At 74.2% G+C, this 1,689-nt stretch carries 1 protein-coding gene; it reads left to right on the forward strand.

Annotated features, from left to right (window positions below):
• Nucleotides 1-372: 372 nt before the first annotated feature.
• Nucleotides 373-1,656, forward strand: a complete 1,284-nt coding sequence (locus KMS84_RS38470) for an MFS transporter (protein WP_438819037.1) — start codon at nt 373-375, stop codon at nt 1,654-1,656.
• Nucleotides 1,657-1,689: the final 33 nt, after the last annotated feature.

Genomic DNA, 1,689 nt, shown 5'->3' on the forward strand with positions numbered 1-1,689 from the left:
ATCCCGCAGCCTGCCCGACCCTTCGCCCGGCCTTCGAAGGCCGCCTGACCCTCCCCCCGGCCCCCGAAGTCCGCCTGACCCTGTGCCCGGATCCCGGTCGCGCCCCAGGTGTCGCTCCCCGTCTCGGCTCATGCCCGCATGCTGCCTGCTCCCCGACCCGCCCCCGCGGCGAAAGCCCTTGTCGCAACCAAGCCGTGCCCGGTCCGACACCCTCCAAGTCCGGCCCCGAGCCCGTGAGTCGCACCGGCCAGCACCATGCGCGCACCTGGTGCCGACCATCTTGACGGCCTGAATGTTACCGGTAACATCGATGTTCGTCGGAGCATCAACCGCATCCCACGCCGCCGTGGGCCGTCCGCCACTGGAGTCCGCGTGAGCGACCACCCCACGGCACAGCGCACCCCGGCCGCCGGGCCCGGGCCGATCACCCCGATCACTTCGACCGCCCCACCCGGGCCGGCCACCGAGTCCGCTCCCGTGTTCACCGCGGCCGCCACGGTCGCCTCCTGCGCGGGCTTCGTCCTGATAGGCGCCCTGCAAGCCCTCTACGGCCCCTCGATCCCGTCACTGCGCGAGGAGTTCGGCCTCTCGCCCTCCGCGGCGGGACTCGGCCTGAGCGCCCACTTCGTCGGCGGAGTCGCCGGTGTCCTCCTCTTCGACCGCCGCTACGGGCGCACGAGCAACCGCGCAATCCTCGGCGCCTCGTACCTCCTGATGGCCCTCGGGGCCGCGGGCTTCGCCCTCGCGCCCCAGTGGCCCGTCGCCCTCGTCGCCGCGTTCGTCGCGGGGCTCGGCTTCGGCGGCATCGACTACGGACTCAACCAGCTCTTCTCCATCGGCTTCGGCCACCGCTCCACGGCCATGCTGAACATCCTCAACGCCCACTTCGGCATCGGCGCGATCCTCGGGCCGGCCCTGGTGGGCCTGGTCGGATCGGAGCACTACCCGGCGCTCTTCCTGGCCTTCGCGCTCGCCAACCTGCCCCTGCTGCTCTGCCTGAGAGGCGTGCGCGCCCACGCCCCGCACCCCACCGACGAGCCGGGCGCCGGCGCCGGTGTCGACGCCGGCACCGGCGCCGTCCGCCGTGCGCCGGTCACCGACGCCCTGCGCTCCGTCCTCGCCGTCTTCGTCGCCCTCTACGTCCTGCACGTCGGCATAGAGGCGGGCGTGGGCGGCTGGGAGCCCACCCACCTGGAGACCGTCGGCTACGGCGCGGGCGCGGCCGCCACCGCGACCAGCGTCTACTGGCTGATGATGACCGTGGGCCGCTTCCTGGCGGCCCCCGTCGCGCTGCGCTTCTCCGCCCCGGCCATCATCACGGTCTCGTGCGCGGGCATGACCGTCTGCCTGCTCCTGGCGGGGGTCCCCGACCTCGCCCCCTACGCCTACGCGGGCGTGGGCCTCTTCATCGCCCCGATCTTCCCCACCGGCCTGCCCTGGCTCAACCGGGCCGCACCGAAGGCCCGCCGCGCCGGAGCCGTCGTCATCGCCGCGTCCATGCTGGGCGGTGTGGCGGCGGGCCCGGCGCTCGGCAGAACCATCGAGTGGTCCGGCGTCCGAGCCGTGCCCCTGATCCTCGCCGCGGTGTCGGCGGTCTGCCTGGCGGCCACCGTCTGGCTGGCCCGGGCGACGCGGCCCCACCGAACGTCCACCTGAGCGCGAGCACGAGCACCAGGGCGGGGGAGGGGG

Source organism: Streptomyces hilarionis (genome assembly GCF_024539675.1).
In the GTDB taxonomy this organism is placed as follows: Bacteria; Actinomycetota; Actinomycetes; order Streptomycetales; family Streptomycetaceae; genus Streptomyces; species Streptomyces hilarionis.